At 60.2% G+C, this 26,589-nt stretch carries 22 protein-coding genes; 19 read left to right on the top strand and 3 right to left on the bottom strand.

Features of this window, described 5'->3' with window-relative positions:
* From rsmH to R2940_10375, 18 genes are all read left to right on the top strand, one after another.
* The gene (rsmH, locus tag R2940_10290; protein MEZ4600161.1) at positions 1–945 is read left to right on the top strand and encodes a 16S rRNA (cytosine(1402)-N(4))-methyltransferase RsmH; all 945 of its coding nucleotides are present in this window, start codon (positions 1–3) and stop codon (positions 943–945) included.
* A 45-nt stretch (positions 946–990) separates the two neighbouring features.
* Positions 991–1,311, top strand: coding sequence for a cell division protein FtsL (ftsL, locus tag R2940_10295; GenBank protein ID MEZ4600162.1), 321 nt, complete (start codon positions 991–993; stop codon positions 1,309–1,311).
* A complete protein-coding gene (locus R2940_10300) occupies positions 1,308–3,284 on the top strand; it encodes a penicillin-binding protein (protein ID MEZ4600163.1) in 1,977 nt (658 codons plus the stop codon). The genes ftsL and R2940_10300 overlap by 4 nt, the downstream gene beginning before the upstream one ends.
* Positions 3,285–3,315: 31 nt before the next feature.
* Positions 3,316–4,857 carry a UDP-N-acetylmuramoyl-L-alanyl-D-glutamate--2,6-diaminopimelate ligase gene (locus R2940_10305; protein ID MEZ4600164.1) on the top strand — a complete coding sequence of 514 codons (1,542 nt, stop codon included), beginning with the start codon at positions 3,316–3,318 and terminating at the stop codon, positions 4,855–4,857.
* The gene (murF, locus tag R2940_10310) at positions 4,854–6,245 is read left to right on the top strand and encodes a UDP-N-acetylmuramoyl-tripeptide--D-alanyl-D-alanine ligase (GenBank protein ID MEZ4600165.1); all 1,392 of its coding nucleotides are present in this window, start codon (positions 4,854–4,856) and stop codon (positions 6,243–6,245) included. Before R2940_10305 ends, murF begins: the two co-directional genes overlap by 4 nt.
* A 116-nt stretch (positions 6,246–6,361) precedes the next feature.
* On the top strand, positions 6,362–7,438 hold the full coding sequence (gene mraY / locus R2940_10315; GenBank protein MEZ4600166.1) for a phospho-N-acetylmuramoyl-pentapeptide-transferase: 1,077 nt from the start codon (positions 6,362–6,364) through the stop codon (positions 7,436–7,438).
* Between the two features lies 1 nt (position 7,439).
* Positions 7,440–8,798, top strand: coding sequence for a UDP-N-acetylmuramoyl-L-alanine--D-glutamate ligase (gene murD, locus R2940_10320; GenBank protein ID MEZ4600167.1), 1,359 nt, complete (start codon positions 7,440–7,442; stop codon positions 8,796–8,798).
* A gap of 3 nt (positions 8,799–8,801) precedes the next feature.
* Positions 8,802–9,905, top strand: a complete 1,104-nt coding sequence (gene ftsW / locus R2940_10325; protein ID MEZ4600168.1) for a putative lipid II flippase FtsW — start codon at positions 8,802–8,804, stop codon at positions 9,903–9,905.
* Positions 9,905–11,005: an undecaprenyldiphospho-muramoylpentapeptide beta-N-acetylglucosaminyltransferase gene (gene murG / locus R2940_10330; GenBank protein ID MEZ4600169.1), complete on the top strand. Its 1,101-nt coding sequence runs from the start codon at positions 9,905–9,907 to the stop codon at positions 11,003–11,005. Before ftsW ends, murG begins: the two co-directional genes overlap by 1 nt.
* A gap of 6 nt (positions 11,006–11,011) precedes the next feature.
* The gene (murC, locus tag R2940_10335; GenBank protein ID MEZ4600170.1) at positions 11,012–12,400 is read left to right on the top strand and encodes a UDP-N-acetylmuramate--L-alanine ligase; all 1,389 of its coding nucleotides are present in this window, start codon (positions 11,012–11,014) and stop codon (positions 12,398–12,400) included.
* The gene (gene murB / locus R2940_10340; GenBank protein MEZ4600171.1) at positions 12,381–13,292 is read left to right on the top strand and encodes a UDP-N-acetylmuramate dehydrogenase; all 912 of its coding nucleotides are present in this window, start codon (positions 12,381–12,383) and stop codon (positions 13,290–13,292) included. The genes murC and murB overlap by 20 nt, the downstream gene beginning before the upstream one ends.
* 58 nt (positions 13,293–13,350) lie before the next feature.
* The gene (locus tag R2940_10345) at positions 13,351–14,292 is read left to right on the top strand and encodes a D-alanine--D-alanine ligase (protein ID MEZ4600172.1); all 942 of its coding nucleotides are present in this window, start codon (positions 13,351–13,353) and stop codon (positions 14,290–14,292) included.
* Between the two features lie 15 nt (positions 14,293–14,307).
* Positions 14,308–15,156: a cell division protein FtsQ/DivIB gene (locus R2940_10350; GenBank protein MEZ4600173.1), complete on the top strand. Its 849-nt coding sequence runs from the start codon at positions 14,308–14,310 to the stop codon at positions 15,154–15,156.
* Positions 15,157–15,238: 82 nt separating this feature from the next.
* Entirely contained in the window at positions 15,239–16,468 is a 1,230-nt protein-coding gene (ftsA, locus tag R2940_10355) for a cell division protein FtsA (protein ID MEZ4600174.1), read from the top strand.
* Between the two features lie 115 nt (positions 16,469–16,583).
* Entirely contained in the window at positions 16,584–17,729 is a 1,146-nt protein-coding gene (gene ftsZ / locus R2940_10360; protein ID MEZ4600175.1) for a cell division protein FtsZ, read from the top strand.
* A 382-nt stretch (positions 17,730–18,111) separates the two neighbouring features.
* Complete coding sequence (locus R2940_10365) at positions 18,112–19,851, top strand: radical SAM protein (protein MEZ4600176.1); 1,740 nt, start codon at positions 18,112–18,114, stop codon at positions 19,849–19,851.
* A gap of 125 nt (positions 19,852–19,976) precedes the next feature.
* Positions 19,977–20,495: a thiol peroxidase gene (gene tpx, locus R2940_10370; GenBank protein ID MEZ4600177.1), complete on the top strand. Its 519-nt coding sequence runs from the start codon at positions 19,977–19,979 to the stop codon at positions 20,493–20,495.
* Between the two features lie 176 nt (positions 20,496–20,671).
* Complete coding sequence (locus R2940_10375) at positions 20,672–21,022, top strand: hypothetical protein (GenBank protein MEZ4600178.1); 351 nt, start codon at positions 20,672–20,674, stop codon at positions 21,020–21,022.
* Here R2940_10375 and R2940_10380 read toward each other — a convergent pair.
* Complete coding sequence (locus R2940_10380; GenBank protein ID MEZ4600179.1) at positions 20,997–21,722, bottom strand: lytic transglycosylase domain-containing protein; 726 nt, start codon at positions 21,720–21,722, stop codon at positions 20,997–20,999. The two genes, R2940_10375 and R2940_10380, sit on opposite strands and share 26 nt — an antisense overlap.
* 146 nt (positions 21,723–21,868) lie before the next feature.
* On the opposite strand from R2940_10380, the gene R2940_10385 reads away from it, so the two are divergent.
* The gene (locus tag R2940_10385; protein ID MEZ4600180.1) at positions 21,869–22,267 is read left to right on the top strand and encodes a pyridoxamine 5'-phosphate oxidase family protein; all 399 of its coding nucleotides are present in this window, start codon (positions 21,869–21,871) and stop codon (positions 22,265–22,267) included.
* An 83-nt stretch (positions 22,268–22,350) separates the two neighbouring features.
* On the opposite strand, the gene glnE is transcribed toward R2940_10385, so the two are convergent.
* The gene (gene glnE / locus R2940_10390; GenBank protein MEZ4600181.1) at positions 22,351–25,533 is read right to left on the bottom strand and encodes a bifunctional [glutamate--ammonia ligase]-adenylyl-L-tyrosine phosphorylase/[glutamate--ammonia-ligase] adenylyltransferase; all 3,183 of its coding nucleotides are present in this window, start codon (positions 25,531–25,533) and stop codon (positions 22,351–22,353) included.
* A 10-nt stretch (positions 25,534–25,543) separates the two neighbouring features.
* Positions 25,544–26,587, bottom strand: a complete 1,044-nt coding sequence (gene mtnA, locus R2940_10395) for an S-methyl-5-thioribose-1-phosphate isomerase (protein ID MEZ4600182.1) — start codon at positions 26,585–26,587, stop codon at positions 25,544–25,546.
* Between the last annotated feature and the right edge of the window lie 2 nt (positions 26,588–26,589).

A 26,589-nucleotide genomic window follows, 5' to 3' on the forward strand; every position in this document is an offset into this window, starting at 1 on the left:
TTGGACAAACCGGCCTTTCAGCATGCATCGGTCATGGCGGACGAGGTTCTGTCCTGTCTTCAGCCCAGACCGGGAGAGATCTTTCTCGACGGCACTGTCGGCGGCGGCGGCCATTCCCGCCTGATTCTGGAAGCGATGGCCCCCGATGGCCGCCTGATCGGCCTGGATCGCGACCCGGAAGCCCTCGACGAAGCCGCCAAGGTGCTGGCACCCTACGGAGACCGGGTGGTGCTGCTGCACCGCAATTTCAGCGAGGTTGGTCAGGTTCTGAAGGAATTGGGCATCGAGGCCCTGGACGGACTGCTTCTCGATCTGGGTGTTTCCTCCTATCAGCTCGACGCCCCTCACCGAGGTTTTTCCTTCCGGACCGATGCGCCCCTCGACATGCGCATGGATCCCACGGCCGGAGCAACGGCGGCAGATATTCTACGGGAATACGATGCCGACGACCTGGCGGACATCTTCCGGCAGTACGGGGAAGAACGGTATGCCCGGCGCATTGCCCGGCGCATCGTTCAGGTCCGGGGCGACGCCCCGATCACGACCACCAGCCAATTGGCCGAACTCGTACAGGACAGTGTTCCCCGCGGCCGGGTGCCGGCCCGCATTCACCCGGCGACCCGGGTTTTCCAGGCTCTGCGGATCTTTGTCAACAGGGAGTTGGAGCATGTCGAGCAGGGCTTGAGAGACGGGTTGTCGAGTCTGCGGCCCGGAGGACGAATGGCGGTCATCAGTTTTCACTCCCTGGAAGATCGCATCGTCAAACACCTGTTTCGGCAGGAAGCGAAGGATTGTCTTTGCCCTCCCGGGCTGCCCGTCTGCGTTTGCGGCCATCGAGCCCGGGTCAGGCTCCTGAACGGCAAGGGATTGAGGGCGGGGGAGCCGGAGGTGGCAGAAAATCCCCGGGCACGCAGCGCGATCCTTCGTGCCGTACAGCGGATCTGATTGGATTGGTTTTACCCTTTTCAGGGCTCATCGATGGAGGAAATCATGTCGGATACCCTTCTCAGACCCGTCCCCAAAGTCCAGAGTCTGGCTCCAGGCCGACCGCGACTTGCCCGGGTTTTTCTTTTCCTTGCCGTCCTTCTCATTGTTTCCCTGTTCTTTGTCTGGTCCCGTCTGCAGATGGTCGGGCTTCAGTACGACATATCGCGCCTCGAAAGCCGTTTGCGGGAGGTGCGGCGCGAGGTCCGCTGTCTCCACCTGGAGGTGGCCAGTCTGCGAAGCCCCGCCAGGATTGAAAAAGTGGCTTTCTCAAGTATTGGATTGCGGAATCCGTCCCCGAGCCAGGTGATCTACGTCAAGAGATGAAAAAGCGTCCGTGGAGCAGCTTCAGAATACGGCTGGTGGGTTATGGCTTTATGCTGGCCTTCGGCCTGATCGGCTACCGGGCCCTGAGCCTGCAGGTGCTGCGCCACGAGCAGTTTGAAACCCGCGCCCAACGCCAGTATCAGCGCATCGTCAAGCTGCCTCCGCAGAGGGGTACCATCTATGACCGCAACGGGGAGGAGCTGGCTCTGAGCACGGCGGTCGATTCGATCTTTGTCGAACCCCGGCACGTCGAAGATGTGGAGAAAACGGCTCGATCCCTTGCCACGGCTCTCTCCATCCCCTACGGGCAGATCAAAAAAAAGCTGGTGTCCGACAAAAGTTTCTTTTGGATCAAGCGTCAGGTGACGCCAAAGGAGAGTGAAAGGGTCAGGGAGCTCGGCCTGGCAGGGATCGGATTTACCCGGGAACATCGGCGCTACTACCCCAACTCGGAACTGGGCAGTCAAATCATCGGATTTACCGGGTTGGACCCCAAGGGGCTCGAGGGTCTGGAACTGCATTACGACTCGCTGATCCTGGGCGAAAGCAGCTTTCTGGTAACGGAAAAGGACGCCCGCGGCAAGGGGCTTTCCTACTCCGATGGGATGGTGCAGGGCGGCAGGCCGGGGCACAGCCTCTACCTGACCCTGGACAAGAATCTGCAGTACATCGCCGAAAAGGAGCTGGCGGCCGGTATTGCGGAAAACAGGGCCAAAGCCGGATCGGCAGTCGTTCTTGATCCGCGCACCGGGGAAATCCTGGCCATGGCCAATCAGCCGATCTACAACCCCAACGCCTTTCACAAGAGCCGTTCCGTACAGAGGCGAAACCGGGCAGTCTGTGATATTTACGAGCCGGGCTCTACCATGAAACCCTTTCTGGTGGCAGCGGCGCTCAATGAAAAGATCGTCAGGCCCGACCAGAAATTCTACTGCGAAAACGGGCGCTATCGCGTCGGCGGTCGCGTCGTTCATGACACCAAGAAATATGAAACCTTGACGGTGGCCGAAATTCTCAAGTTCAGCTCGAATATCGGGTCGGCAAAAATCGGCAAGTCTTTGGGGCGGGAGTCATTGTACCGCTACCTGACCAATTTCGGGTTCGGAGCGCCTACCGGAATCGATTTTCCGGGTGAGGGAGCCGGCCTGCTGCGCCGTCCCGAAAAGTGGTTCGAAGCCGATCTGGCCAATATTTCCTTCGGCCAGGGCGTGGGCGTCACCTCCCTCCAGTTGGCTCAGGCGACAGCGGCGATAGCAAACGGCGGAACCCTCATGCAGGCCGATCTGGTGAAGCAGGTGGTCGATCCCTATGGCGAGATTGTGGAGATCCGGGAGCCCCGTGCGGTAAGGCGCGTGGTTTCCCCTGAGGTTGCCCGGCAGGTCCGGGATATGATGATCTCGGTCACTGATGCGGATGGAACCGGCAGCAAATCCGGGGTGCCCGGTTACAGGGTTGCCGGCAAGACCGGCACGGCGCAGAAGGTCGATCCGGTAACGGGGGGATATTCCGCCGACAAACGGGTGTCGTCCTTTGTCGGTTTCGTGCCGGCAATGGACCCGAGACTGGTCATCCTGGTGATTGTCGACGAACCTGACGGGCAGACTTACGGGGGTTTGGTTGCCGCCCCGGTCTTCTCCCGGATTGCGGAGCAGTCCCTCCGGTATCTCCATATCGAGCCGACCGAACCCGACTCCAGACCCTCGCTGCTGACTGAGAAAGAGGAGGTTCGCCTGATTGCCGCCAATGCTGTTAGAGAAGCTGAGCAGCTGCAGAATAAGGAAGAAGAGGGGCAGTTGGGGATGATGCCGGATTGTATCGGCATGAGCGGGCGACAGGTTTTGAAAACCATGGAGCGACTGGGGCTGAATATCAAGCTCAAGGGCAGCGGGCGAGTTGTCGAGCAGTACCCGGGAGCCCTGCAGCCCATCCGCTATGGCAGCGAAGTATGGGTGGAATTGGCACCGCCAACCTGAAAAATACCTTTTGACTTTTAGGGTCAGGGATATGACAATAGCGACCTCCATGAAGATGTCCGAGCTGTTCCAAGTGCTGTCCCCACGTGCCGTTTTCGGCCCTTCGGAAGCAGACGTCAAAGGTCTTTTCTACGACTCGCGGGAGGTCGTTCCCGGCGGGGCTTTTTTTGCCCTGCGCGGAGCGGTGACCGATGGCCACCGGTATATCGACCAGGCCCTCGAGCGGGGCGCTGCTGTGCTGGTGCTGGAAGAAGAACGCCCTCTTCCGTCCGGTGTCTGCGGGGTGCTGGTCGAAGATTGCCGCCGGGCTCTTGCTCTGGCCGCTGCGGCTTTTTATGGGGATCCGACCCGCCAGATGACGGTTGTCGGGGTTACGGGGACCAACGGCAAGACGACGATCACCTATTTGATGGAATCGATTCTGCAAGCGGCCGGCCGGCGCCCGGCGATTATGGGCACGGTCAACTACCGCTTCGGCGACCTTGTGCTGCCTTCCGAACGCACCACCCCCGAATCGGTCGACCTGCTGCGGACCATCGCAAAGTTTCGCGGAGCCGGCGCCGACGCTCTGGTTCTGGAGGTGTCCTCCCACGCACTGGAGCAGCATCGTGTGGACGGCATCTATTTCGATGTCGGCGTCTTCACCAATCTGACCCCCGAACATCTGGACTATCACGGCGACCTGGAGAGCTATTTTGCCTCGAAAGGCAGACTCTTTCAGGGGCTTGGGGGCCATGGTCCCGCGGTGGGAGTGGTGAACATCGATGATCCTTTCGGAGAGCGTCTGGCAGACCAGTTGAAAAACCTCTCGTCGTGCGACCTGCTGGCCTGTGGCCTTGCGCCTGCCGCCGATGTGCGCCCCGCGCGCAGTGTCCTGTCGATGGGCGGTATCGAGGCAACGATCCATTCTCCCCAGGGAGAGTTTGAGTTGCTTTCACCTTTGCTGGGCGAGTTCAATCTCCACAATCTGTTGTGTGCCGCCGGGGCCGCTCTGGCTCTCGGTATCCGTCCGGAAACCGTGGCCGCAGGGCTGAATCAGGCGCCCCCTGTTCCCGGTCGCCTCGAGCCGGTGCCCAATGAGCTGGGGGCCCTGGTGCTGGTGGACTACGCCCATACCGGAGATGCCCTGGACAAGGTTCTAGGCACCTTGCAGGACCTTAAACCGCGCCGGTTGATCACGGTGTTCGGCTGCGGCGGCGACCGCGACCGGAACAAGCGTCCCATCATGGGTGAGGTGGCTGCGCGGCGTTCAGACCTGGTGGTACTGACCTCCGACAACCCGCGAACCGAAGATCCCCTGGCCATCATCGCCGATATTCGGCCGGGTCTCGATCAGGTCTTCGGGAGCGAATGGTCCCGTCGGGAAGCTGCGACCGGAAACGGACGGGGGTTCGTGGTGGTTCCAGACAGAAGGGAAGCCATCGATTTTGCCGCCGGGCTGCTGCAGCCGGGAGACCTTTTGCTGGTCGCCGGAAAAGGGCATGAGGATTACCAGATCATCGGCCGGGAAAAATTTCATTTCGATGATCGCGAAGAATTAAGGCGCGCCCTGGGAAAGGGGAGTATTTCATGAAGATTGATGTCCAGACGATTGCGCGCATCACCGGCGGAACGGTGACCCCTTCCAAAGCCCAGGCGACGGTATCCGGCGTGTCCACAGACAGCCGCAAAATCCGGGACGGCGAGCTTTTCGTGCCTCTGCACGGCCCCAATTTCGACGGCCATGATTTTCTGCTGCAGGCTGTTCGCAACGGCGCCGCGGCCTGCCTGAGCGAAGATGTCATCGCCGGTTTCCCGGTGCCGGTGGTCCGGGTTGCCGACACCCTGAAGGCCATGGGGGATCTGGCCGCTTCACAAAGGGCCCTGCTGCGGGGTCCGCTGGTTGCCGTGACCGGTTCCTCCGGCAAGACCACGACCAAGGAGATGCTCGGCTCGATTCTGCGCCAAGGCGGACCGGGACTGATAACCGAGGGAAATTTCAACAATCTGATCGGTTTGCCCCTGACCCTGTTCAGGCTCACCGATGCACACCGCTGGGCGGTTCTGGAAATGGGTATGAGCGCCCGTGGCGAAATCGCCCGTCTCACGGAAATCGCCTCCCCTGATATCGGGGTCATAACCAATATCGGTCCTGCCCACCTGGAGACCCTCCTCAGCCTTGACGGCATCGCCCGTGCCAAGGGGGAACTTTTTGCCGGTCTATCCCAGGGTGGGACCGCGGTGATCAACATGGATGACGAACGGGTGGCGGGTCTGCCGGTGGCCAACGGTGTGCGCCGGATTCTGTTCGGATGTGCTCCGCCCGCCGATGTCCGTGCCGAGAAGATCTCTCTCTGGCCCGGAGGCGTCGAGTTCCAGCTCTGTCTGCCGGAGGGTCGCTGGCCGGTGCGGCTGCACATCCACGGACGTTTCAACGTGCACAATGCCCTGGCTGCAGCCGCCGCAGCCTATGTCATCGGCGTGAAGCCTGCCGAGATCGGCAGCGGACTGGAAAGGTTCCGCCCTTATGCCGGGCGCATGGAAACCACCCTGCTCGGCGAGAAAGTGGTTCTGCTGGAGGATTGCTACAATGCCAATCCCTTGGCCGTCAAGGCGGCTTTGGTCACCCTTGACGACCTGGCCGGTGATGGCCGCAGGGTGGCGGTTCTCGGCGACATGCTGGAGCTCGGAGAAGCCGCGGGCGAACTGCACCGGGAGGTGGGTCGCGAAGTGGCCCGCCGGGCAGATCTGCTGATTCTGCTCGGAGAATTCGCTCGCCATACGGCAGAGGGTGCCAGGCAGGGCGGGCTGGCCGCCGACCGGATCATCCAGGTAGACAGCCATGAAAAGGCTGTCGAATCGCTGGAAAAATTGATCAGGCCTGGTGACCGGGTGCTGGTCAAGGGTTCCCGGGGGATGAAGATGGAGCGCATCTGTGCCGCTCTCAAAACCGATCATGCCCGGGAAGCGGTCGGGCATTGACCCCTGATCAATTCCCGGTGACAGTAGACTGTTCCAAACATTCTGCCGACCCGCAGAATGACAACGAAAATTTACGGTCCTTGGGCCGAAGGTGACATAGCTGGAGATTCAGCCGGATGCTTTATAACCTGCTCTACCCTTTTCATACCGAGTTTTCCTTTCTCTACGTCTTCCGGTACATTACGTTCCGGACGATCTACGCGACCATTACCGCGTTGGTGATCTCCTTTATTCTCGGGCCCTGGTTGATTCAGAAACTGCAGTTGCTGCAGATCGGTCAGAACATCCGCAAGGTTGGTCCCGAATCCCATTTCAAGAAAGAGGGGACCCCCACCATGGGAGGAACCCTGATTCTGTTCGCCATTGCTTTGCCGACAGTGCTCTGGGCCGATCTGAGCAATATCTACGTCTGGATTACCCTGATGGTTACGGTGGGTTTTGGGGTGATCGGTTTCCTCGATGATTACCGCAAGGTCAAGAAAAAGAACAGCGACGGCCTGAGTGCCCGGCAAAAAATGCTCTACCTGATGCTCATTGCCGCGGCCGCCGGCACCATCCTGGTGCTTTATCCGCCTTTCGAAACCACCCTGGTCATGCCTTTCCTCAAGGGTGTGCGTCCCGACCTGGGGTTTTTTTACATCCCCTTCTCCATGCTGGTCATCGTCGGCGCCAGCAACGCCGTCAACCTGACGGACGGATTGGACGGTTTGGCCATCGGCCCGACGATCATCGCTTCGGGAACCTATCTGCTGTTCGCTTACCTGGCAGGCAATGCCCGCCTGTCCGATTATCTGCAGATCAGCAGCGTGCAGGGGGCGGGGGAGCTGGCCGTGCTGTGCGGTGCCATGGTGGGGGCCGGCCTTGGATTCCTCTGGTTCAACAGCTACCCGGCCCAGGTCTTCATGGGCGATGTCGGCAGCCTTTCCCTCGGCGGCGCCCTGGGAACCATTGCAGTGATCACCAAGCAGGAGATCGTGCTGGTGATCGTTGGCGGAATCTTCGTCGTCGAAGCCCTCTCTGTCATTTTCCAGGTGACGTCGTTCCGCCTCTACGGAAGGCGGATTTTTCGTATGGCGCCGTTGCATCACCATTTTGAACTGAAGGGATGGCCCGAGCCTAAGATCATTGTCCGCTTCTGGATCATCAGCATCATTCTGGCCCTGGTCGCACTGTCGACCCTCAAGCTGAGGTAGCATGGACGCCTATCGCGACAAGCAGATCGTGGTGGTAGGAGCCGGCCGGAGCGGGCGCTCCCTGGCTGAGTATTTCCTGAGCCGCGGGGCCCGTGTGACGCTGTCTGACAGCCGCCCCCTGGATCAGTTCAGAGAAGCGGATCAACTGCAGAAAAAAGGATTGCGGCTCGATTTCGGAGGCCACACGGAAGAGCTGTTCGTGGCTGCCGATCTCATCGCCATCAGCCCGGGTGTGCCTCTGGAGCTTCCGTCATTGGCTGCCGCACAACGGCGAAGCGTGCCGGTCCTTGGCGAAATCGAGATTGCCTCCCGGGAGCTTTCGGCACCTCTGGTCGGGATTACGGGCACCAACGGCAAATCCACCACCACCACTCTGATCGGGGGCATCCTTCAGGATTGGGGACGCAAGACCTTCGTCGGGGGCAACCTCGGCACACCTCTGATCGAAGCGGTCGATGAATCCGGCTGGGACTGGCTGGTCGTCGAGATCTCGTCCTTCCAGCTCGAGGCCATCGAGCGATTCCGGCCGCGCTACGGGCTGCTGCTCAACCTCACCGAGGATCATCTCGACCGTTACCCGGACATGGACGCTTATATGGCGGCGAAAAAGCAGCTTTTCCGCAACATGCAGACCGACGACGTCGCGGTGCTCAACGGTGACGATCCCCTGGTTGTGCAACTCACCTCCGACCTTCACTGTCGAAAAGTCTATTTTTCCTCCAGCACGGTGCCGGCCGAAGGGATGGGTCTGGAGGGCGGGGAGATTGTCTGGAAAATGGGGGGAGAGGAAATCCGTTTTCCCGTCTCCCAACTGAGACTCAAAGGTCTGCACAACCTGGAGAACGTCATGGCAGCCCTGATCCCGCCGCTTCTGGAAGGCTGCCCTGCGGAAGAAGCCTGGAGATCGGTCTGCGCCTTCAGCGGACTCGACCACCGTATGGTGCTGGTGCGGGAGCTGAACGGAGTGTGCTGGTACAACGATTCGAAAGGTACCAATGTCGGCAGTGTGGTGAAAAGCCTGGCCGGCCTGAACCCCCCGGTGACCCTGATTGCCGGCGGCAAGGACAAGGGCGGCGACTACTCGCCCCTGATCGAGATGATCCGGGAAAAGGTGTGCCGTCTGATTCTGATCGGCGAGGCCGCCGACCGCATCGAGGGGGCACTCGGCGGTCTGACCGAAACCCTGCGGGCCGCCACCCTTGAGGAGGCCGTGCGGCTGGCCCACCGTTTAACGCCGTCCGGCGGCTCGGTTCTTCTGTCGCCCGGCTGTTCCAGTTTCGACATGTTTCGCAGTTATGTGGAACGGGGCGAGGTTTTCGTGCGTGCGGTGATGGAACTGCCGGCAAAGGAGGAGGGCTGAGCCATGGAGGCGGAACGGCGGTTCGATGCCACGATACTGTTGCTGGCTGTCGTTTTGACCTGTTTCGGGGTCGTCATGGTCTATTCGTCCTCTTCCATCATGGCGGCCGAACGCTACCACGACGGCTTCTATTTCCTCAAACGCCAGGGGCTCTACGCGCTGGCCGGCTTCGGACTTATGGCTGTCCTGATGCGGATGGACTATCATCTTCTGCGGCGTTTGGCTTTTCCAGGCCTGATCCTCTGCGCCCTGATGCTGCTGCTGGTGCTGGTTCCCGGAATCGGCAGCCGTGCCGGGGGAGCGGCCCGCTGGATCAAGTTCCCGGGTTTTTCCTTTCAGCCGTCGGAAGCCGTCAAACTGGCCCTGATTTTCTACATGGCCCACTCCCTGGCGAAGAAGCAGGACAAGGTCAAGAGTTTCAAACTGGGCATCCTGCCCTACATGATCGTGCTTTCGCTTCTGCTGCTGCTCCTGCTGCTGCAGCCCGATTTCGGCAGCGCCATGACCCTCGCCGTCGTGGCGATGGTCATGCTGATGGCCGCCGGCACCCGGATCTCCCATCTGTCATCCATCGTAGTGCTGGCTCTGCCATTTATCTACTACTTCGTCTGGCACGTCGATTATCGCCGCCGCAGGATCATGGCTTTCCTCGATCCCTGGCAGGACCCGACCGACACCGGCTTTCAGATCATTCAGAGCCTGATCGCCTTCGGGACCGGCGGCCTGATCGGCAACGGTCTCGGGGAAGGCAAGCAGAAACTTTTCTACCTGCCCGAGGCCCATACCGATTTCATCTTTTCAGTGGTTGGGGAAGAATTGGGTTTTGCCGGCACCATCGTGATTACTGCCATGTTTCTGGTACTGGTCCTGAGGGGTATTCGCGTCTCCCTGCAGGCTCCCGACGATTTTGGCCGCTACCTGGCCTTCGGCATCACCCTGCTGCTGGGTATGGAAGCTTTTCTCAATATCGCGGTGGTCATGGGCATGCTTCCGACCAAGGGCATGGCGCTGCCCTTCATTTCCTACGGGGGAACCAGTCTGCTGACGTCCCTGGCGGCGATCGGTATCCTATTGAGTGTTTCCAGCCGGATAAAAGGGGAGCTGTAATGAAACTGCTTCTGGCCGGTGGCGGCACCGGCGGACATCTTTTTCCTGCAGTGGCGTTGGCCGAGCGGTTGCTGGAAACCGATAAGGCTGCACAGGTTCTGTTTGTCGGAACCAGCCGCGGCATCGAGGCGAGGGTCCTGCCCGGTCTGGGATTGCCGCTGGAAACCATCGAGGTTCGAGGTCTGGTCGGCCAGGGTTGGCGGGGGAGGCTGCGCCTGCTGCCCTGCCTTTTTAAAAGCTTTCATCAATCGCTGCGAATTCTTGACCGGTTTCGACCGGATATGGTATTGGGGGTTGGGGGTTACGCCTCCGGACCGCTTCTGCTGGCGGCTCGCTGGAAGAAGCTGCCGACGGTCATTCACGAACAGAACGCCTGGCCCGGACTGACCAACCGGATCCTGTCCCGCTGGGCCGAGAGGGTCTTCCTTTCCTTCAGTGAAGCCGACCGAGCTTTCAATCGCGGACGCACCATGCTGACCGGCAATCCCCTGCGCCGGGGAATGGAGGATTGTCCCCCTATCCCCCAGGGAAAGCCGACGCTGCTGATTTTCGGCGGCAGCCGTGGCGCCCGTGCCATCAACCAGGCTGTCATCGAAGCGCTGCCTTTGCTTGAGGAGTTCCGGGGCCGCCTTCACATTCTGCATCAGACCGGGTCGGACGATCATGACAGAGTGCGCAGAGGGTACCTGGATGCCGGCTGGGAGGATGCGGAAATCCTGCCTTTCATCGACGATATGGCCGCCGCCTATGCCCGCTCCCATCTCATCGTCTGCCGGGCGGGAGCCACCACCATAGCCGAGCTGAGCGCCTGCGGACGGCCTGCCATTCTCATCCCGTACCCCTTCGCTGCGGCCGATCACCAGACCGCCAATGCCCGGGCCCTGGCCCGCAAGGGGGCCGCGCTGCTGCTGGCACAGGACGATTTGACCGGAGAAAGGTTGGCCCGGTTGGCGGGAGACCTGCTCAAGGACAGGGAAAGACTGTTGTTCATGGCCGGCGTCGCCCGGTCTCAGGCGAGACTCGGCGCTGCCGATCTCATACTCAGGGAATGCCGCCGGATTGCCAAAAAACCTGCGGTTGAAGCCGCTTCGGCGAAATAGAGGACTATGTACGGAAAAATTCGCAAGATACATTTCGTCGGAATTGGCGGCATCGGCATGAGCGGCATCGCTGAGGTTCTGCTCAACCTGGGATATCGCGTATCCGGTTCCGATCTGCGTGAAACGGAAATTACCCGGCGGCTGGCCGCGCTGGGAGGGGAGATCAGTTACGGTCATGCCGCAGAGAATCTCCGTCAGGTGGATGTTGTCGTGACTTCAACCGCGGTCAGGGGCGACAACCCCGAGGTGCTCGAGGCGTACCGTCAGCTGGTGCCGGTCATCCCCCGCGCCGAAATGCTGGCCGAACTGATGCGGATGAAATACGGGATCGCCGTTGCGGGAACCCATGGCAAGACCACCACCACCAGCATGGTGGCCACGGTGCTGTCCCACGCCGGAATCGATCCGACCGTCGTCATCGGCGGCCGCCTCGATTCAATCGGTTCCAATGCCAAACTCGGGCAGGGCAAGTTTCTGGTCGCCGAAGCCGATGAGTCGGACGGCTCCTTCATGAAGCTGTCTCCCACAATTGCCGTAGTAACCAATGTCGATGCCGACCATCTCGATTATTACAAGGATCTCGACGAAATCAGGCAGACCTTTGTCAATTTCATCAACAAGGTTCCCTTTTACGGCCTGGCAGTTCTCTGTCTCGACGATCAGAATATCCAGAACCTGGTCCCCGAGGTGAAGAAGCGCTTCGTCACCTACGGTCTGTCCACCCAGGCCGATATCAATGCCGTCGACATCGAACACCATCAGGACCGCACCTCCTTTACGGTGTGCGGCAACGGGCAGCGCCTCGGCCGTCTCTCCATCCGCATGCCCGGCCGGCACAACGTGCTCAACGCCCTTGCCGCGGTGTCGGTGGCGATGGAACTGGAGATCCCCTTTGCCGTCATCATCGAAGCCTTCCAGGATTTCTGCGGGGTGCAGCGCCGCTTCCAGATCAAGCATCAGGACGATGGCATCATGGTGGTGGATGATTACGGGCACCATCCGGCGGAAATCAGGGCCACCCTGGCAGCCGCCCGGACCGGGTGGAGTGACCGGCGGGTCGTGGCTGTGTTTCAGCCGCACCGGTTCACCCGTACCCAGGCCCTCTACGATGAGTTCCTGACCGCCTTCTATCAGGCCGATCACCTGGTGGTGATGGATATCTATGCCGCCGGAGAGCAGGCGATCGACGGGATCGACGGCCGCGGTCTGGCCGAAGGGATTCGCGGCCACGGCCATAAGGACGTGCATTTCGTTGCCGATGCCGACCAGGTGGTTGAACACCTCCAGGCGGCGGTAAAACCGGGGGATCTGGTGATCACCCTCGGCGCCGGAAACGTCTGGCAGGTCGGCGAGGCTTTTGCCGAAAGCCGGCGCAGTGACCAATCGGCTCTTTGACAAACTGCAGCAGACCCTGCGGGGGCAGGTGGCGATTGCCGAACCGTTGGCCAAGCATACCACCTGGCGCATCGGCGGACCGGCGGACCTGTTCCTGCGCCCCCTCGATGTGGCCGATCTGGTAAATGCCCTGAGCCTGCTTCGCAGTCACGGCACCCCCTGGCTGGCGATCGGCAGCGGCAGCAATCTTCTGATGCGGGATGGTGGCTTTCGCGGAGCGATCATTCATCTCGGCCATTTTCGGGACGCCGTTTTTGATGAATCGGCACGGGTCAGGGCTGGAGCCGGACTGGGATTGATGAGGCTGATCCGTCTCGCTGTGGAGCGGGGACTGGGAGGTCTTGAGCCCCTGGCGGGCATTCCCGGGACGGTCGGTGGGGCGGTGGCGATGAACGCCGGGGCGATGGGCCGGGAGATCGGATCCCTGGTGGATTCGGTTCTGCTGGCCGGTGCTGACGGAATCGAGGAATGGCCGGCCGACCGGCTCGCCTTCGGATATCGCCGCTCGACTTTGCCGCCAGGCCGGGTGATCAGCGGGGTGAAACTGCAGCTGCAGCCTGGCAATCGGGAAACCCTGCAACAGGATGTGGCGGTGCGGCTGCGGCATCGGCGGACAGCGCAGGGGGTCGGCAGACCGAATGCCGGTTCCGTTTTCAAGAATCCGCCAGGGGAATCGGCCTGGAAGCTCGTCGACCAGGCCGGGATGCGGGGCGCTCGGGCAGGGCAGGCCCAGGTTTCCGAGCTCCATGGCAACTTCATCGTCAATCTCGGCGGCGCCACCGCCGAGGATGTACTGACCCTGATCGATCTGGTTCGTGATCGGGTCGAGGAGATGACGGGTATCAGGCTGGAAACCGAGGTTCGGATTGTCGGGAGCCCGAAAGACCTATAGCATGAGACGATCCCAATCCCGATTTCGATAGCGATTTCGATGAGAAGCAAAGACCATTATGGAAAAAAATTTGTTAACAGATCAGAATTTTGAAAACAGACCGATCGCGGTGCTCATGGGAGGGATGTCCGCGGAGCGGGAAATTTCCCTGAGGACCGGCAACGCCGTCCTGGAAGCGCTCAAGCGCCGGGGTTATCCCGCGTTCGGTATCGACGCCGGCCGCGATCTGGCGGCGCGGTTGACCTGGCAGGGGGCCAAGGTGGCCTTTATTGCCCTGCATGGCCGCTACGGCGAGGACGGCAAGGTGCAGGGCCTGCTGGAAGTGCTGAGCATCCCCTACACCGGCAGTGGAGTGCTCGCGTCCAGCATGGCCATGGACAAGGTGGTCACCAAGAAGCTGCTGCTCTATCACGGTCTGCCCACGCCGTCCTTTCTCGAAGTGCACCGCTCCGATGCCGGCGATCAGTCACTGACCGGATGTCCGGCCTACCCGGTGGTCGTCAAGCCTGCCCGGGAGGGTTCGACCATCGGCATCAGCCGGGCCTCTGATGACGACCAGCTTCGCCAGGGGCTGAAGACCGCCTTCGAGCATGACGATCTGGTGCTCATTGAGGAATTCATCGAGGGGCGCGAGGTGACGGTCGGAGTGCTGGACGGTCAGGCTCTGCCGATCATCGAAGTGGTTCCGGAAGGCGGTTTCTACGACTATGCCGCCAAGTATACGGCCGGACGCACCCGTTATCTGCTGCCGGCTCCCCTGTCCGGAACGCTGACCGCCCGCCTGCAGCAGGCCGCGATCGATGTCTACCGGGTGCTGGGCTGTTCCGGTGCGGCCAGGGTCGACTTCATGGTCAGGGGCGAGGATTTTTTCTGTCTGGAGATCAACACCATCCCCGGCATGACGGAAACCAGTCTGCTGCCCAAGGCGGCGGCCGCCGCCGGGATGAGTTTCGAGGACCTGGTGGAGCGGATTCTGGCCGGGGCGGGACTGAACAAGTAACTATCGAGGCAGCCAGTGCGGGACATTAAAAATTCCAGAGCACCACGGGTCAAGGGCAAGGCAAACCGCTTCAAGAAGCAGCGGACCCCTTGGGCCTGGCGTCGTTTTTTCGGCAAACTGCTGCGGGTGTCCGTCTATCTGGTCAGCATCGCCCTGCTGACCTGCGGCGGAGTTCTGACGGCCCGCATGCTGGTGGCCTCCGATTTCTTTGCCGTTGCCAGGGTGCGGGTGGAGAATCAGCAGCGCCTCTCTCAGGAGGAAATCCTCGCCCTTTCCGATATCCAGGTCGGAGCCAACATCTTCGATCTCGATCTGGATATGATCGGCCGCAAGATCGAGGAGAATCCCTGGGTGGCCACCGCCTGCGTGGAGAGGATCTTTCCCGATGAAGTGATGATCCGGGTGTCCGAAAGGCGTCCGGCGGCGATCGTCAGTCTCGGCTATCTCTATTATGTCGATGAGACGGGGGAGATCTTCAAGGTTCTCGATGCCAAGGATTCCCTGGACTACCCGCTGATCTCGGGAATGGATCGCCAGCGGCTGCTGGAGAAACCTGAAGAGTCCCGCAACGAACTGCGGGCGGCCGTCGAGCTGCTGGCACAACTCGACCGCCGCAACATCTTCCAGCTGGATGAGGTGTCGGAACTCTCTCTCGATGCGCGCGAAGGGATGACGCTCTACACCTATCATGGGGGGGTCCCTGTACGCCTCGGCACCAGCGGCTTCGGGGACAAGCTCGATCGTCTGGAAGCGGTCTATCGGGAACTGCAGCCCCGTCTGGCCGCCATCGACTATATCGATCTCAAGGTGGCCGAGCGGGTGATCGTCAAACTGGATGATAAATTCAGCCGGGGCAAAGGTTAAACAGATCTTTTGAAGACCGGCGATAAGGAATACAGGTTTCGGGCGGAACCAGAATTGATTTTCAGAGGGGGGTTGGCAGACCATGAGCAATAACAGAGAAAACCTGATTGTCGGTCTCGATATCGGCACGACCAAGATCTGTGCCATCGTCGGCAATCTCACCGAGGACGGGCTGGATATCGTCGGCATCGGCACCAGTCCTTCCCGGGGGCTGCGCAAAGGGGTGGTGATCAATATCGAGAGCACCGTCGAGTCGATTCGCAAGGCCCTGCGGGAGGCTGAGCTGATGGCCGGCTGCGAAATCCGGTCGGTGTTTGCCGGTATCGCCGGCGGGCATATCAGGGGTTTCAACTCCCAGGGGGTGATCGCGATCAAGAACCGCGAAGTGACCACCGAGGATGTGGCGCGGGTCATCGATGCCGCCAAGGCCCTGGCCATCCCCATGGACCGGGAGGTCATCCATGTCCTGCCCCAGGAGTTCATCATCGACGATCAGGACGGGATCAAGGAGCCCCTCGGCATGAGCGGGGTACGGCTGGAAGCCAAGGTGCATATTGTCACCGGCGCCGTGGCCAGCGCTCAAAACATCGTCAAGAGCTGCAACCGCGCCAACGTCAATGTGTCCGACATCGTCCTGGAACAGCTGGCTTCCAGCGACGCCGTTCTTTCCCCCGACGAGAAGGAACTCGGAGTGGCGCTGGTTGATATCGGCGGCGGCACCACCGATATCGCCATTTTTGTCGACGGCGCCATCAAGCATACTTCGGTGCTCGCCCTGGGTGGAAATCATCTGACCAACGACATCGCCGTCGGTCTGCGCACCCCCATGGCGGAGGCGGAAAAGATCAAGAAACAGTACGGCTGCTGCATGACCTCCATGGTCGGCAAGGACGAGACCATCGAGGTTCCTTCCGTTGGCGGGCGGGAGCCCCGGATTCTGTCCCGCCAGCTCCTGGCGGAAATTCTGGAACCGCGGGTGGAGGAGATCTTCACCTTGGTTAACCGGGAAATTATCCGTAGTGGCTATGAGGAGCTGATCGCTTCGGGCGTGGTCATCACCGGCGGTACGACGATTCTGCCCGGCATGCCGGAAATGGCGGAGCAGATTTTCAATCTGCCGGTCCGTCGCGGGTTCCCTCAGGGGATAGGGGGCCTGATCGATGTGGTGAATTCGCCCATCTACGCCACCGGCGTCGGCCTGGTCAAATACGGCAGCCGCAATATGAAAGCACACAAGTTCATGATCGGGCAGGAAAACGTGTTCGACAAGGTGGTTCGTCGCATGAAGGAATGGTTCAGTGAATTTTTCTGATCCGGATCGTTACCGGATTTTTGGCTGGAAGTAACCTGGCAAGGGGATGTTGGGAACTTAACAGACGGGTGGTATTGCGGAGAAATCCCGCCCGTCCAAAAGATCGGAGGGAGTCATGTTTGAATTCGATGAAAGTATCGATCAATCGGCGAAAATCAAGGTCATCGGCGTCGGGGGTGGCGGGGGCAATGCTATCAACACCATGATCCAGAGCCATGTGGAAGGGGTGGATTTCATCTGCGCGAACACCGATGCGCAAGCGCTGCGCAACAGCCTTGCCCCGCTCAAGGTGCAGTTGGGAGGAAAGCTGACCAAGGGGTTGGGGGCCGGGGCAAACCCGGAAATGGGCCGCGAGGCGGCCATGGAGGACAAAGCTCGACTGACGGAAATTCTCGAGGGGGCCGACATGGTCTTCATCGCCGCAGGTCTCGGCGGCGGAACGGGCACCGGCGGTGCCCCGGTGATCGCCGAGGTGGCCAGGGAACTGGGAGCTCTGACCGTGGGAGTGGTGACCAAGCCCTTCACCCGGGAAGGCCGGCAGCGGCAGAAAAAGGCCGAGTACGGCATCGAAAGACTCAAGGAAGTGGTTGATTCCCTGATCGTCATCCCCAACGACCGCCTGCTGGGGCTTTCGGGGAAAAATACCAGCATTCTCGACGCCTTCAAACCCTCAGACGATGTCCTGCGCCAGGCCGTACAGGGCATTTCCGACCTGATCACCACCAGCGGTCTGATCAACGTCGACTTTGCCGACGTCAAGGCGATCATGAGCGAGCGGGGCATGGCCATGATGGGCATCGGCGTGGCCGAGGGCGAACGGCGTGCCTCCGAGGCGGCGCAGAAGGCCATCAGCAGTCCGCTGCTGGAAGACATCGATATCTCCGGAGCCAAGGGCGTGCTGGTCAACATCACCGGGTCCTCCAACATGACCATGGACGAATTCGACGAAGCATCGAGCATCATTCACGAAAAGGTCCATGAGGATGCCAACATCATTATCGGTCTGGTGATCAACGAGGAGATGGGCGACCGGATCAAGATCACCGCCATCGCCACCGGCTTCGGCGCCTCTTTTGAAAAGAACAAGCGCAACGTCGAGGAACTGCGCAACAAGGCGATCAGTTCCCTCGACCGGGTGGATCGCGACCTGCCGACCTTCATCCGTGAAAGACAGCAGGACGGGCCCCGCAGTCTGCGCAACCCGGCTGGCGAAGAGAGTGAGTACGATATTCCCACTTTCCTGCGCAAACGGGTGGATTGATCGAACGGCTAAGCCGCCGTTCGGAAGTAAGCTTTGCCCTGGATTCTGAAGCCCCTGACGGGAAAACTCCGCCTTCCCGTCCGGACACGGCTTCGGGGTCCGCTGGTCACGGCCCAGCCGCGACCGCTGAGACAGGTGTTTTCACCGGTCATGTCCTGCAGTATTGACTCCCTCGTCAATCGGGGGCCGCATCGCGGCCCCCATTTTCTTTGGTCCCGGTTGCCCGATGAGGTAGACTGTTGCCGTTACATCTTACTCGTACTCAGTCCCGAAGGGACGGTACTCGTACTCGAAAATACAATAACCCGCGAGTACGATTACGCGTACGAGTACGAAAAAGGAGCCACGAGGAATAGAAACGCCTTATAAGCCCGGATTTCCCATGTCTCACAAACTCATCGAAAAAGCCCGGAAACGTTTGCAGAACGAGCAGGGGCCGCGCTCCAACCCCTGGGGCGGCCGTCTCAGCGTGGCCCTGGTTTATCCCAATCATTACCACCAGGCCATGAGCAATCTCGGCTTCCAGTGGGTTTACCATTATCTCAACAGCCGTGAAGACGTCCTTTGCGAACGCTTTTTCCTGCCTGATCCCGAGGACCTGACCGAACACCGCAATACCGGTTATCCGCTGTTTTCGCTCGAATCCGGTCACTTTCTGAACGATTTTGACGTGGTGGCGTTTTCCATCTCCTTCGAGAACGATTATCTCCACCTGCCGGTGCTGTTCGAACTGGCCCGCATTCCCCTGTATGCCGAAGAGCGGCAGGGTCGTTTCCCTCTGCTGATGTGCGGCGGGGTCTGCGCCTTTCTCAATCCCGAACCCCTTGCCGACATCATGGATCTCTTCTCCGTCGGTGAAGGGGAGGTGATTCTGCCGGGTGTGATCGACCTTCTTCTGTCCAGTTCCCAGGATCGGACGGAACTGCTGGAAAAGGTCGCCCGGCTCCCCGGGGTCTATGTTCCTTCGTTGTATTCGGTCCGCTATCGGGACGATGGCCTGGTGGTCGCCTATCAAGCGCAAAAAGGAGCGCCATCCCGGGTGCGGCGTCGCTGGCTGAACGATCTGGGTGAGAGCCAGGTCCGAACCTTCTGCCATACAGAAGACACCGAGTTCGGCGATATGACGCTGGTGGAGATATCCCGGGGCTGCGCCCGCGGCTGCCGCTTCTGTGCCGCCGGGTATATTTACCTCCCGTCCCGGGAACGAACTCCCGATCAACTGGACCCTCAGGTTGCCGAGGGCCTGCTGCGGAGGCAGCGGATCGGCCTGGTCAGCGCTGCCGTCTCCGATCATTCGGAAATCGGCGCGATTCAGAAAGGGATCGCCGATCGGGGGGGGAAGATGTCCGTGGCGAGTCTGCGTATCGATTCCCTGACATCCTCGGAAGTCGATGCCCTGCGGGAATCGGGGCACCGGACCTGCGCCCTGGCTCCCGAGGCCGGCAGCCAGCGATTGCGCAATCTGATCAACAAGGGGCTGAACGAAGACCAGATTCTGCAGGCGGTGAGGATGCTCACCGAAGGGGGTATCCCCAGTCTCAAGCTCTATTTCCTGATCGGGTTGCCGACGGAGACCGATGACGATATTGCCGAGTTGTTGCAGCTGGCGGAAAAGGTCCGTTCCGTCTGGCTCCAGGAAGGGAAAAAGCGGGGCCGTCTCGGACAATTGACCCTGTCCGTCAATCCTTTCATCCCCAAGCCTTTTACACCTTTGCAATGGGCAGGTATGGCGGCAACCGGTCTGCTGAAAAAACGCTGCAGGATGCTGCGTTCAGGTGTGGCGCGCATGGCGAATACGGAAGTCATCTTCGAATCATTGCGCTCGGCGGAACTGCAGGCGCTGCTTTCCCGTGGAGACCGGCGCACGGGAAGGATACTGCCGGCTCTGGCCAGCGGGGACACCCTGCGGTCTGCATGCCGGTTGCATGGGCTTGAACCGGATTTTTTCGTAACCCGGCAAAGGGGTGAGGAGGAGCTCTTTCCCTGGGAGGTGATCGACAATGGGGTGACACGGGATTATCTGTGGCGCGAATATCGCCGTGCCTTGAAGGGGGAGTTGTCGCCTCCCTGTTCTCCGGGCTGCCGGCGCTGCGGAGTCTGCGGGAACGAGGGTCTTTCTTGACAGGTTCGTAAGATGCCGTAAAGTTTTAATCGAAGTCGTGATCGGGGTCGGAGACTTCCGCAACGCCCCGATGCCAACGAAACCGATGCCTCATCTACACGTGACCACTGTCAAGGAGAGACAAAATGGCCCAGGAACGAACCGGAATCGTCACTTTTCATGGAAATCCACTGACCCTGCTCGGTCCCGAAATCAAGGTCGGCGATCAGGCCCCCGATTTCGTCCTGGTGGATAACGGGCTGCAGCCCGTCAAACTGGCCGACTCGGCAGGGAAGATCCGTTTGATTACAGTGGTGCCTTCTCTGGACACCGGGGTGTGCGATACCATGACCCGGCGATTCAATCAGGAGGCGGCCCAATTGCCCGACAAGGTGGTGGCCTATACCGTCAGCGTCGACCTGCCCTTTGCCCAGAAGCGCTGGTGCGGCAATGCCGGAATCGATCGTGTCCAGACGCTGTCCGACTATCAGGAACGTTCCTTCGGGCTGGACTACGGTCTGCTGATCAAGGAGCTCAAGCTGCTGGCCCGGACCGTCCTCGTCGTCGACAGCCAGGGTCGCATCGTTTACAAGGAATTGGTGAATGAAGTCACCGACGAGCCGAACTATCAGGAAGCTTTGGCGGCCGTGAAAAAAATGCTCTAGAGCAGATATCTGCCTGAGTCCGGCAAGATCCTCGTTACTCCCTCCTGGCCGATGGTCCGCCTATATAAGGGCCTTCGCGGAAGTCGGTAACAGTATCCGCGACCTTTGGCGACCTATTTGCAACAGGGAAAGGAGGACGTAGACGGAAAGGGGATCTTGGGAAGATGACCGGCGGGATGAAAAAGGAAGAAGCCAAGAAGCGGGCTGAAAAATTTCGTGCTTTTCGTAAAGGTTTGGAAGACTTCGAGCAGGATGGCGTTTATGACCGGGACGAACAGAACCGGGACCGGCTCGATTCCTATCATCGGCGCATGGAGGAGGAACTGGTTCGGCTCGAGGAAGCGGAAACCCTTGCAGCTGCAAGACGTTTCCGGCGGCGTATGCGCCTGCTGCTCCTGTCGGTGCTTCTGGTCGGTGCCGGCCTAGCTTGGTGGTCGGTTCGTTCGGGACATTTTTCTCCCGGACCTTACTGGAGTACGCTGCTCACCCGCGCCGAAGTTTTCATGCGCGGCCTTTTGCTTCCTTGACTCTTGCCAGATAATCCCGCGTCTCCCGCGGCATCTGGTCCATCCCTTTCCGCTCCAGGTTGCCCATGCCCCAGTTGTAGGCCGCCAGCGCCCGGTCGAGGTCACCCTCGTAGCGATCCAGCAACTGACGGAGATAGCGGGTGCCTGCCATCACGTTCTGTTCGGAATTGAAAGGGTCGGTGACCCCAAGTTCCTGCGCTGTTTGCGGCATGAGCTGCATCAGGCCCTGAGCTCCGGCCGGAGATGTCGCCTGGGGATTGAAGTTGCTTTCGGTCCGGATCACGGCCCGGATCAGCTGCCTGTCGACACCGTGGGTGCTGGCGGCGCGATCTATGATCTCGTCAAGGGGAGGGACTTCGGACAGACATGGGGGCGGGTCAAAAGATCGAACCGAGTTGCCATAATTGTGACAGGAAAAGGTTGAGCGGACCGCTCCCGTCATTCTGGCATCACTGGACATCATCAGACCGGGGAAATAATCCTGAACACTGTCCGATTCGTCCGCCAGCACGCTGCGGCTCATGCTCAGGGTCAGGAGCTTTGCCTCCAGAGCCGGCCGTGAAAGCCGGGACTCTCTCTGTTCGGCAAGAATCCGTCCGAGAGAAGAGGCGAAATCATCGGCTTGCGGGCCGGTCCGATCCGGCCGGGGCCTGGAAGTATTGGCGGGCAGGTTATGGTTGGAAAGGCTTTTGATGCTCATAAGAGTCCTCCCGGCTTCATGGGTCCATTTTGCATGGAGCGTGCCGAGTCGCTTGTTTGTATCGGGGTCGATATCGATAAGACTTTTTCGAACCGCCCTTTGTTAACTCGTTGGATAATCGGTAACGCCAATACAGGAGAACATATATGTACCTCAAGGACTATTTCGAAAATACGACCGGCGTCGGCGTGTTGTCGACCGCCGATGAAAGCGGCCATGTCGATGCCGCAATCTACGCCCGCCCTCACTGCATGGAGGACGGATCGATCGCCTTCATCATGCTCGATCGCCTCACCCACAAGAATCTTGAAACCAACCCCCATGCGGCCTATCTTTTTATCGAAGATGGCGGAGGCTATAAGGGGGTCCGCCTTTTCCTGGAAAAAATCAGGGAAGAGAAGGATTCCAAACTGATTCAGCAACTGTCCCGGCGGTGCCCGGTGCCGGAAGGGGAAAAGGCCCCCGGACCCAGGTTCCTGGTCTTTTTCCGGCTGAAAAAAATCCTGAAACTGATTGGTGGGGAGACGCCTGATCTCAGCCTGTGAGGGGTGAGGGGTGAGGGGTGAGGCGTAAATCAACGACAACGAGATGGTCCGCCTTTACCCCTCACTCCTCACTCCTCACTGATTCACTCCCCGGTTTCCTCCCCCAGATACCGAGCAAAAACCTCGCGGATCTTTCCCGTGATCTTATGGTGATGGTCGAGAAGTTGCCCGCCGGGGTTTTCCCCCTTGTAGCCGAGTGCGCGGGCCAGTCCTGTGAGGGTGGAGGGGTTGGCGGAGAGACGATCGGTAAACTGGTCCTGGATCAGCCGCAACTTGTTTTCCAGCCTTCGCAAATACTGGTAGCCATTGGCCAGGACAACGTATTCGCTGTTTTCTATCAAGTTTTTTCGCCTCAATGCCTTGAGGGCTTCCAGGGTGTTGGGAGTGCGAAGACCGGGATCGCCGCCGCCGAAACGAAGCTGCTGATACTTGACGAGAAATTCCACATCCAGGAGGCCTCCCCGGCCGGTTTTCAGGTCGAATGCATCCTCCGGTCCCTTCTGCCTGTCCGGCCCCTTTTCCAAACTCTCGCGAAGATCCTTGATTTCGAGACGGTGTTCGGGACACAGGGGTTTTTCAAACAGGATCTTGTCGATGAATTGCTGAATTCTGGCGGTAAATTCGGAGGGACCGACCACCGCCCTGGCTTTTAACAGCGCCAGACGTTCCCAGATACGGGTCGATTTTTCATGATAGCCGCGAAAGGCTTCCAGACTGGTGACCAGGGGCCCCCGGTTGCCGGAAGGGCGAAGCCGGGTATCGATTCTGTAGACGTAGCCCTCACGAGTGGTCAGGGAGAGGACCGAGATGATTTTCTGCGCCAGGCGGGCAAAGTATTCCTGGTTGCTGATCGATCTGAAGGTACTAAAGTTTTCCTTTGCAGGCCGGGTCTGACCGTCTTCCTCGAATATGAAAATAACGTCGAGTTCGGAGTGATAGGTGAGTTCCCGGCCGCCGAGAGTGCCCATGCCGATGATGGCGAAAGCCGCTTCGCGCCCATGACCTGATGGGCATCCGGGGAGACCGAAGCGGGGTGCCAGGTCGGCGCGGGCCAGGGCCAGGGCTTTTTCAAGGCAGACCTCGGCCAGCAGGGTGATCTGCTCGGCTCCTTTTCGAAGCTGGATTTCTCCGCGCAGATCATTCAGGGCAATCCGCAGAAATTCCTTGTTCCGGAAACCGCGCAGTTGATCCAGCAGCCCTTCTATATCGGCGGCCTCTTCCAGTTGGCGGTCGAGGTCTTGGCTCAGCATGTCCCTGCCCCTTGCTATCGGGGAAGAGACTCCGTAGACCAGAAAATCGAGCATTTCGGGGTGCTGAATGAATTCCCGGGACAAAAACTGACTGGTGCCGAACAAGCTTATCAGCAGTTTGATGATCGAACGGTTCTCTGCAAGCAGGGCGAAAAAGGTGGTCCGGGCTCGAAGCGCGCCGAGAAAGGACACCAGGTTGGCGAATGCCCTGTCAGGTGCCGGCGAGGCGATCACTTCCTTCAACAGCAGCGGCGAAATCCGGTCCAGATGCCGTCGGGCCTGACGCCCGATACGGCCATAGGCGGCCCCATGACGGAGGATCAGAAGATTTTCGTAGGCGCTGTCAACTCTAACGAAACCGTTCTGCTGCAGAAGATCCCGGACCAGGTCGGGATCGGCCCCGTCGTCGAGCATCGCCGCTATTTCGCCGGTCACATCTTCCCGGGCTTCCTCTTCGCTCGTATAGAACAGGTCACGGTAGATGGCGGAAACGGCCTGGCGAAAATCCTCCAGGGTCTTGCCGAAAACCGCCTCGTCCTGAAATCCGCAGCGACGACCAAGACGGGCGAACTCTACGGCATCAGTCGGCAGATTGTGGGTCTGGCGTTCCTCCACCACCTGAATCCGATGCTCGACCCTGCGCAGGAAGGTGTAGGCTTCGGTCAGGATGACGAAGGTTTCCGCATCGATCAAGCCCTCGGCCTGCAGCAGGGAGAGCGCCCGCAGGGAATTCTTTTCCCGCAGGGCAGGATGTTTACCGGCATGGATCAACTGCATCGCCTGGATAAAAAACTCGATCTCGCGGATTCCGCCCCGGCCCAGTTTGAGATTCAGTTCGCCCTCCCGCTCGCGGGTCAGGTTGCGATCGATCTTCTGTTTCATCACCTTGAGGTCCTCGATCATCGTGTAGTCGAGGTATCGGCGGAAAATGAAGGGCTCGAGATTTTTCAGCAGACGGTTGCCGAATTCCCGGTCGCCAGCCACCGCACGGGCTTTCAGCATGGCGGAACGCTCCCAGCTTTGGGCCCAGTTTTCATAATAGAATTCGGTTGCGGATTGGGAAATGGCGATCTCTCCAGACCGCCCTTCGGGTCTCAGCCTCAGATCCACACGGAAGACGAACCCCTCTTCGGTGACCTGGTGCATGGCCTTGGTGATCGCTTCGGAGAGTTTTACGAAATACTGGTGAAGCGGCAGTTTTCGGTTCCAGCGGCCTGCCGGGTCTTGAATCCCCGTGGTTTCTCCCGCATCGCTGGAATAGCAGTAAATGAGATCGATGTCGGATGAGAAGTTCAGTTCCCTGCCCCCGAACTTGCCCATGCCCAACACCGTGTATCGGGCCTCCTCCCGCTCCCCGTCGCCGTCGGCGCCGATCAGGGGGGCACCATATTCCGATCGCAGCAGCCGGTCGCAGATTTCGTAGGCAAGCTGGAGGCAGGCGGAGGCCAGATCCGACAGCTCGGCTGTTGTCGTCGGCAGGTCGGCCAGGCCGGAAAGATCACGGGCTGCTATGCGCAGAATCTCCTGCTGCTTGAACACCCTCAGCTGACGCAGCAGATCGTCATAGGAGGAGTCGGCCGGAATGCGTCGGCGCAGATCGTCCAGCAGCTCCTCCTCGTGACGGGGAGCCGCGAAGGCGCCGGGCCGGAACAACCGGGGCAGCAGGTCCGGATGCCGGCAGAGGATATTGGTAAGAAACCGGGAAGCGCCGAGAAGGTTCAGCAGGATTGCGCGGAGACGGCTGTCGGCCAGGACCGGCCTGAGGTCGGGGGCGTTGCGGGAGGAGGCCAGCCGTTCCATGGCATTCAGCGCCTGATCGGGATCGGAGCAGTGGCGGGCGGCCAGAGCCAGTTCCGTCAGTTGGTCGGAATCGATTTTTTCCCGGAGCAGGAGAAGGTTGGTGGCGCTTTTTTTCGGGTCTAAGAATCCCAGGCGGTCGATCAGCCGGGTCAGGGCCGCTTCGTCGCCGCTGCGGCAGCAGTCTGCGAATTCCTCGGTGATCAAATCCGGCTCCATGGGCTCCCGTTCAATTCTTTGTCAGCAATTCGGCGAGGGACTTCCGGTATTCGGGCCGGGCAATCCCTCGCTCGGTGATTATGGCGGTGATCAGTCTGGCGGGGGTAACATCAAAAGCCGGGTTGCGGACCCTGATCCCCGCGGGGGCCAGTTGCTGCGGTCCGGTGTGGGTGACCTCCCGGCTGTCCCGTTCCTCGATGGGGATATGGCTGCCGTCCGGTATGGCCGAATCGATGGTGGAGACAGGGGCGGCCACGTAGAAGGGGATGCCGTGTTCCCGAGCCAGTACGGCCACCGTATAGGTGCCGATCTTGTTGGCGACGTCGCCGTTGGCGGCAATGCGGTCGGCACCGACGATCACGCAGTCGATCTCCCCCTGGTTCATCAGGGCGCCGGCCATGTTGTCGCAGATCAGGGTCACCGGGATGCCATCGCGGTGCAGTTCCCAGGCGGTCAGGCGGGCACCCTGCAGAAAGGGGCGGGTTTCGTCGGCGAAAACCATCACCTTTTTACCCGATTCCACGGCGGCCCGGATTACGCCGAGAGCGGTACCGTACCCTCCCGTGGCCAGGGCCCCGGCATTGCAATGGGTGAGAATCCGGCCGTTGTCGGGAATCAGCCCGGCACCGTTGGCACCCATGATACGGTTGAGTCGGTCGTCCTCGGCCGCGATCTCCAGCGCCTCGGCCAGAAGACGCTCCTTGATCTCCCCAATGGACAGATCCTCGTGGGCTTTCGCCACCCTTTTCATCCGGTCCAGAGCCCAGAACAGGTTGACGGCCGTCGGCCGGGTCGCTGCCAGCAGGGCGCAGACCTCCTCGAAGCGGCGATAAAAATCGGAAAAAGTATCTGCCTCGATATCCCGGGCCCCGAAGGCCGCGCCGAAGGCCGCCGCAATGCCGATGGCCGGAGCGCCGCGCACCACCATGGTGCGGATCGCCTCGGCGACACCGGCGCAGTCCCGGTACTCCAGCCAGATTTCCTCCGTCGGCAGACGGCGCTGGTCGATCATGCGACAGACGCCGTCCCGGTATTCGATCGGTTTTATGGACATTT

Source organism: Syntrophotaleaceae bacterium, assembly GCA_041390365.1.
Taxonomy (GTDB): Bacteria; Desulfobacterota; Desulfuromonadia; order Desulfuromonadales; family Syntrophotaleaceae; genus JAWKQB01.